This is a genomic window from Sphaerotilus hippei (assembly GCF_003201595.1).
Taxonomy (GTDB): domain Bacteria; phylum Pseudomonadota; class Gammaproteobacteria; order Burkholderiales; family Burkholderiaceae_C; genus Sphaerotilus; species Sphaerotilus hippei.
The window spans coordinates 21,165-28,101 of the sequence record NZ_QJJS01000030.1; the positions used below are offsets into that span (position 1 = coordinate 21,165).

Genomic DNA, 6,937 nt, shown 5'->3' on the forward strand with positions numbered 1-6,937 from the left:
GATTCAACAAGGACTCAACCATGAGCAAGCCCACCTCGGGTGACTTCACCAAGACCACCGGCTGGATGGACTGGTACACCGGCCCGTCCCGGCCGGCCTTCCAGTTGCCCGCAGGTGCGGTCGACGCCCACTGCCACGTCTTCGGCCCCGGCGCCGAGTTCCCCTACGCGCCCGAGCGCAAGTACACGCCTTGCGACGCCAGCAAGCACGAGCTCTACGCGCTGCGCGACCACCTGGGCTTCGCCCGCAACGTGGTCGTGCAGGCCACCTGCCACGGCGCCGACAACCGGGCCATGGTCGATGCGCTGGTGCACAGCGGGGGCAAGGCCCGTGGCGTGGCCACCGTGCGCCGCAGCGTCACCGACGACGAGATCCAGGCCATGCACGACGCCGGCGTGCGGGGCGTGCGCTTCAACTTCGTCAAGCGCCTGGTCGACTTCACGCCCAAGGACGAGCTGCTGGAGATCGCCTCGCGCATCGCCAGGTGGGGCTGGCACGTGGTGATCTACTTCGAGGCGGTCGACCTGCCCGAGCTGTGGGACTTCTTCACCGCGCTGCCCACCACCATCGTGGTCGACCACATGGGCCGCCCCGACGTGAGCCAGCCCGTGGACGGTCCGGAGTTCGAGCTGTTCCTGAAGTTCATGCGCCAGCACCCGAACGTCTGGAGCAAGGTCAGCTGCCCGGAACGCCTGTCGGTCACCGGCCCGAAGGCGCTGGATGGCGAGCGCCACGCCTACGTCGACGTGATCCCCTTCGCCCGCCGCGTGGTCGAGGAGTTCCCGGACCGCGTGCTGTGGGGCACCGACTGGCCGCACCCCAACCTGAAGGACCACATGCCCGACGACGGCCTGCTGGTCGACTTCATCCCGCACATCGCCACCACGCCCGAGCTGCAGCAGCAGCTGCTGGTGGACAACCCGATGCGCCTGTACTGGCCCGAGGAGCAGCGCTGATGGCACTCGACAAACCTTATCTGGACGTGCCCGGCACGACCATCTTCGACGCCGAGCAGTCGCGCAAGGGTTACTGGCTCAACCAGTTCTGCATGAGCCTGATGAAGGCCGAGAACCGCGAGAGGTTCAAGGCCGACGAGCGCGCCTACCTCGACCAGTGGGCGATGACCGAAGAGCAGAAGCAGGGCGTGCTCACGCGTGACCTGAACCGCTGCATCGCCGCGGGCGGCAACATCTACTTCCTGGCCAAGATCGGCGCGACCGACGGCAAGAGCTTCCAGTACATGGCCGCCAGCATGACCGGCATGACGCAGGACGAGTACATGGCGATGATGCTGGGCGGCGGCCGCTCGGCCGAAGGCAACCGCCACCTCGGCGAGCACGGCGACGCCCAGCCGCAGAACCAGCCGCAAGGCCAGGCCAACAAAAAGAAGGAGGCCTGAGCATGGCCCGCATCAGCGCATCCGTCTTCACCTCCCACGTGCCGGCCATCGGCGCGGCCATCGACCTGGGCAAGACCACCGAGCCCTACTGGCAGCCGCTGTTCAAGGGCTACGAGCCCAGCAAGCAGTGGATGGCCGACAACAAGCCCGATGTCATCTTCCTGGTCTACAACGACCACGCCACGGCCTTCAGCCTGGAGATGATCCCGACCTTCGCCATCGGCTGCGCGGCCGAGTTCACGCCGGCCGACGAAGGCTGGGGCCCGCGCCCGGTGCCGGTGGTCAAGGGCCATCCGGACCTGGCCGCGCACATCGCGCAGTCGGTGATCCAGGACGACTTCGACCTGACCATCGTCAACAAGATGGACGTGGACCACGGCCTGACCGTGCCGCTGAGCCTGATGTGCGGCCAGCCCGAGGCCTGGCCTTGCCCGGTGATCCCCTTCGCGGTCAACGTGGTGCAGTACCCGGTGCCCTCGGGCCAGCGCTGCTTCAACCTGGGCAAGGCGATCCGCAAGGCGATCGAGAGCTATGACCAGCCGCTGAACGTGCAGATCTGGGGCACCGGCGGCATGAGCCACCAGCTGCAGGGCGCCCGCGCCGGCCTGATCAACCGCGAGTGGGACAACGCCTGGCTCGACAAGCTGATCGAGGACCCGCAGGCCGCCGCCTCCACCCCGCACATCGACTACGTGCGCGAGGCCGGCAGCGAAGGCATCGAGCTGGTGATGTGGCTGATCGCACGCGGCGCGATGGCCGACGTGCCGGCACTGGGCGCGCCTGCCGGCAGCCCGGCCGGCCCGGCCCCGACCGTGCGCCACCGCTTCTATCATGTCCCGGCATCGAACACCGCCGTGGGTCACGTGATCCTGGAAAACAACGTTTAAGGAAACAAGCTCATGAGCAAGACCATCAAGGTCGCCCTGGCCGGTGCCGGTGCCTTCGGCATCAAGCACCTGGACGGCATCAAGAACATCGACGGCGTGGAAGTGGTCTCCCTGATCAGCCGCGACCTGGAGAAGACCAAGGAAATCGCCGCCCAGTACGGCATCGGCCATGTCACCACCGAGCTGGCAGACAGCCTGGCGCTGCCGGAAGTCGACGCGGTCATCCTGTGCACGCCCACGCAGATGCACGCCTCGCAGACGCTGGCCTGCCTGAAGGCCGGCAAGCACGTGCAGGTCGAGATCCCGCTGTGCGACGTGCTCGCCGAGGGCGAGGAAGTGGCGCGCGTGGCGCGGGAGTCGGGCCTGGTGGCCATGTGCGGCCACACCCGCCGCTTCAACCCCAGCCACCAGTACGTGCACGACCGGATCACGGCCGGCGAGTTCAACATCCAGCAGATGGATGTGCAGACCTACTTCTTCCGCCGCACCAACATGAACGCGCTGGGCCAGCCGCGCTCGTGGACCGACCACCTGCTGTGGCACCACGCCGCGCACACGGTCGACCTGTTCGCCTACCAGTGCGGCAGCCCGATCGTCAAGGCCAACGCCATCCAGGGCCCGATCCACCCGACGCTGGGCATCGCGATGGACATGTCCATCCAGCTGCAGGCGGCCAACGGCGCGATCTGCACGCTGAGCCTGTCGTTCAACAACGACGGCCCGCTGGGCACTTTCTTCCGCTACATCGGCGACAGCGCGACCTACATCGCCCGCTACGACGACCTGTTCACCGGCAAGGAAGAGAAGATCGACGTGTCGAAGGTGGCCGTGTCCATGAACGGCATCGAGCTGCAGGACCGCGAGTTCTTCGCCGCGATCCGCGAAGGCCGCGAGCCCAACAGCAGCGTCGCCGGCGTGCTGGCCTGCTACCAGGTGCTGCACCAGCTGGAGCAGCAGCTCAACGCGGGCTGATGTCCTGCCCCGCCCGCGCGCTTCGATGCGAGGTCGGGTGAGCCGTCCGTCGGCGGCCGCCCCGCGTGCGCCCGGCACCGGCGGGGTCTGCTGCATCCGGGACGTCTCAGCGTGGCAGCGCCAGGCCCGGACCACCCGTCAGCTGCCGGTTGATCGCCCCCTTGATGAGCCGGCTGAGGCCGGGCGCATGTTCCGCGACGGCCAGCACGGCCTTGCGGGCCAGGCGGGCAGGCGCACGCTCGTCGGTGAAGAGCGAGACCACCGCGTTGGTCCCGAGGTAGACCGGCAGCGTCGTGCGGCGATGGGCGGCTTCATAGGGCTGCAGCGTGTCCGGCGCGCCGATGTCGCGTCCGGCACCGCGGGCCGCCTTCAGCGCCCCGACCAGCACCTCCACCCCGTACAGGCCGAAGTTGTAGCCATGGGCCGTCACCGGGTGCATGCCCACGGCCGCATCGCCGATCAGCGCGAAGCGGGGCGCCACGAAACGATGCGCGTAGACGCCCACCAGCGGATGGAGCTGCCGCGGGCCGACGCAGCGCATCGTGCCCAGGCGGCCGCCCGACTGGGCCTCGATGCGCTGCGCGAAGCCGGCATCGTCCAGCGCCGACCATTCACCGGCCCGGTCGGCGGCCACCGTGACGACGGCCGAGCTGCACCGGCCCTGCATCGGCAGCAGCGCGAGCGTGTTGCCATAGCGGAAACATTCCAGCGCGACGCCCTGGTGCTCCCGTTCGTGTGCCACCGGGCCGACCACGACGCTGCGGCCGAAGTCGTGCATCGACGCGCCGATGCCGGCCAGCCGGCGGGTCTGCGACAGGCGGCTGTCGGCGGCCACGACGAGCGGGGCGTTCAGGCACTGTCCGTCGGCCAGCGTGACGCGCGCGAGCGGGCCGCCCAGGTCGAGGCCGGTGACCCGGGCCGCGCAGCGCAGCTGCACGCCCGGTCGTGCCATGGCCGCCCGGAAGGCGGCCCGGCGGATCTGGTGGTTGGCGATCAGCCAGCCCAGCGCCTCGTCGCCCGAGACCCCGAAGCGCAGCAGGCCGGGCGACTCGCCGTCGAGCACATGCGCCTGGCGCAGCGGCGAGACGGCCTCGGCAGGCACCTGCGACCACAGGCCCAGCGTGCCCATCACGGCGCGGGCCCGGTGGGTCAGCGCGATCTCGCGGCCATCGTCGGCGGGTCGCTCCAGCGTGTCGCGCGCCTGCTGCTCCAGCAGGATCGCCGTGAGGCCGGCATCGCTCAGCGCGCTGGCCAGGGCCAGTCCGGCCGGGCCGGCACCGACGATCAGCACGTCGGCATCGGGGGTGGGTGGGTGCATCGCAGCAGTCATCCGGCGAGGGTAGCGGGGCCGGCGCGACCGCTCCTTGATGCCGGTCAGCACCGGGCCTGCGGTGCTGACCGCCGCCCGGGGCGCGTCCGTCGGCCGGAGACGGCAACGCCTCCCCTGCCCGGCCCCGGCCCTGAAGCCCCTCGGAAACATCGGCCCATCGACCTCCTGCCGAGCACGCACCCGCACGCCGGGCGACGCTCGGACCCACTGAAACCCTGAACGGACCACGACTCACCATGCAACAACGAACCCTCGGCCCCTTCCAGGTCAGCGCCATCGGCCTGGGCTGCATGAACCTCAGCCACGCCTATGGCGTGCCCCCCAGCCCGGAACAGGGCGCCAGCGTGCTGCTGCGTGCGCTCGATCTGGGCTGCACGCTGTTCGACACCGCCGCGCTCTACGGCTTCGGCGCCAACGAGGAGCTGGTCGGCAAGGTGCTGGCCCCGCACCGCCACCGCTTCACGCTGGCCAGCAAGTGCGGCATGCAAGGCGTGGACGGCAAGCGGGTCATCGACGGCCGGCCGGACACGCTGAAAGCCACCTGCGAGGCCAGCCTGCGCCGCCTGCGCACCGACGTGATCGACCTCTACTACCTGCACCGCTGGGACCGGCAGGTGCCGATCGAGGACAGCGTCGGGGCGCTCGCCGACCTGGTGCGCGAAGGCAAGATCCGCACGATCGGCCTGTCGGAGGTGTCGGCCGCGACGCTGCGCCGCGCCCACGCGGTGCATCCGATCACCGCCGTGCAGACCGAGTATTCGCTGTGGACCCGCAATCCCGAGGTGGCGGTGCTGGAGGCCTGCCGCGAGATGGGCGTGGCCTTCGTCGCCTTCAGTCCGGTCGGCCGGGGCTTCCTGACCGGGGCGCTGCGCGACGTCGGCACGCTCGACGCCAAGGACATCCGCCGCGCGATGCCCCGCTTCTCGCCCGAGAACTATGCCGCCAACCTGAGGCTGCTTGATGGCCTGGAGGCGCTGGCGGCCCGCGCCGGCTGCACGCCGGCACAGCTGTCCCTGGCCTGGCTGCTGGCCCGTGGTGAACACGTCATCCCGATCCCCGGCACGACCCAGGTGAAGCACCTGGAGGACGATCTGGCCGCCGCGGCCCTGCAGCTGCCGGCCGACGTGCTGGCGCAGGCCGGCGCGCTGATCAACCACCAGAGCGTGGTCGGGCCGCGTTACCCCGCCGCCACCCAGGTCGAGATCGACACGGAAGCGCTCTGAGGTGGGCCGCACGTCGTCGATGCACCGGCCGGCGTCCCATCCGGTCCTGGCCGTGCTGCTGGTGGTCCTGGCGGTGGCCTCGTTCGCGTCGCTGGACACCTCCACCAAGCTGCTGACGGCGGCCGTGCCCGTCACGATGCTGGTCTGGTGGCGCTTCCTGTTCCAGGCCGGCGTGGCCCTGGTGGCGCTGCGCCCGCGCAGCGGGGAGCCGCTCTGGCGCACCCGCCACCCGTGGCTGCAGGGGCTGCGCGGGCTGATGCTGGTGCTGTGCACCGTGTTCGCCTACTTCAGCCTGCGCTTCATGCCGATGGGCGAGTTCACGGCCATCCTGATGCTCACGCCGCTGCTGATCACGGTGCTGGCCGCGATCAGCCTGGGTGAGCGGGTGTCGTGGCTGCGCTGGCTGCTGGTGCTGGGCGGCTTGGGTGGCGCGCTGATCGTCATCCGGCCGTCCGGGGCCGACGTCGACTGGGCCCTGCTGCTGCCGCTGGGGCTGGTGGTGGCCAATGCGCTCTACCAGATCCTGACCAGCCGGCTGGCCGGTCTCGAGGACCTCAACACCACCCATTTCTACACCGGCGTGGTGGGGGCGGCGCTGGCCAGCCTGGCCCTGCCCTGGACCTGGCAGGCGCTGCCGTCGTGGCAGGTCGCCGGCCTGCTGCTGCTGGTGTGCCTGTTCAGCTCGGTGGGGCACTTCCTGCTGATCCAGGCCTACGCGCGCGCGCCGGCCGGCACGCTGACGCCCTACCTGTATTTCCAGATCGTCTTCGCGACGCTGGGCGGCTGGGTGGTGTTCGGCCATGTGCCCGACCGCTGGTCGCTGGTGGGCATCGCCGTCATCGGCGCCTGTGGCGTCACCGGGACCTGGATCGCCGCGCGGGAGAACCGCCGACGTGTCCCGGCCTGAGGGCCGGGCGGGTCCGCGCCGGCTGAAGCCCCGGACCCGCCCGCCCGACACACCCGCTCAGAGCGCCTTGACCAGTTCCGGCACGGCGGAGAACAGATCGGCCTCCAGGCCGTAGTCGGCCACGGAGAAGATCGGGGCCTCGGGGTCCTTGTTGATCGCCACGATCACCTTGGAGTCCTTCATGCCCGCCAGGTGCTGGATCGCCCCGCTGATGCCCGC

At 70.2% G+C, this 6,937-nt stretch carries 7 protein-coding genes and 1 pseudogene; 6 read left to right on the forward strand and 2 right to left on the reverse strand.

Annotation, left to right across the window (positions count from 1 at the left end):
• Positions 1-20: 20 nt before the first annotated feature.
• The 4 genes from C7444_RS19490 to C7444_RS19505 are packed head-to-tail and all read left to right on the forward strand — an operon-like array spanning position 21 to position 3,258.
• Positions 21-956: an amidohydrolase family protein gene (locus C7444_RS19490; RefSeq protein ID WP_110402526.1), complete on the forward strand. Its 936-nt coding sequence runs from the start codon at positions 21-23 to the stop codon at positions 954-956.
• Entirely contained in the window at positions 956-1,399 is a 444-nt protein-coding gene (gene ligA, locus C7444_RS19495; protein ID WP_110402527.1) for a protocatechuate 4,5-dioxygenase subunit alpha, read from the forward strand. Before C7444_RS19490 ends, ligA begins: the two co-directional genes overlap by 1 nt.
• Positions 1,400-1,401: 2 nt before the next feature.
• Positions 1,402-2,286, forward strand: coding sequence for a class III extradiol dioxygenase subunit beta (locus tag C7444_RS19500; RefSeq protein WP_110402528.1), 885 nt, complete (start codon positions 1,402-1,404; stop codon positions 2,284-2,286).
• 12 nt (positions 2,287-2,298) lie between these two features.
• Positions 2,299-3,258, forward strand: a complete 960-nt coding sequence (locus C7444_RS19505) for a Gfo/Idh/MocA family oxidoreductase (RefSeq protein WP_110402529.1) — start codon at positions 2,299-2,301, stop codon at positions 3,256-3,258.
• Positions 3,259-3,364: 106 nt separating this feature from the next.
• On the opposite strand, the gene ubiM is transcribed toward C7444_RS19505, so the two are convergent.
• Positions 3,365-4,576 (reverse strand): 5-demethoxyubiquinol-8 5-hydroxylase UbiM, encoded by a 1,212-nt coding sequence (gene ubiM, locus C7444_RS19510; protein ID WP_110402530.1) that lies wholly within the window; start codon positions 4,574-4,576, stop codon positions 3,365-3,367.
• A gap of 248 nt (positions 4,577-4,824) precedes the next feature.
• Between ubiM and C7444_RS19515 the strand changes: the two genes are divergently transcribed.
• Both C7444_RS19515 and C7444_RS19520 read left to right on the forward strand, forming a co-directional pair.
• The gene (locus C7444_RS19515) at positions 4,825-5,811 is read left to right on the forward strand and encodes an aldo/keto reductase (protein ID WP_110402531.1); all 987 of its coding nucleotides are present in this window, start codon (positions 4,825-4,827) and stop codon (positions 5,809-5,811) included.
• A gap of 1 nt (position 5,812) precedes the next feature.
• The gene (locus C7444_RS19520) at positions 5,813-6,718 is read left to right on the forward strand and encodes a DMT family transporter (RefSeq protein WP_310732637.1); all 906 of its coding nucleotides are present in this window, start codon (positions 5,813-5,815) and stop codon (positions 6,716-6,718) included.
• A gap of 57 nt (positions 6,719-6,775) precedes the next feature.
• On the opposite strand, the pseudogene C7444_RS19525 reads toward C7444_RS19520, so the two are convergent.
• A pseudogene (locus C7444_RS19525) lies at positions 6,776-6,937 on the reverse strand (electron transfer flavoprotein subunit alpha/FixB family protein); the annotation flags it as partial.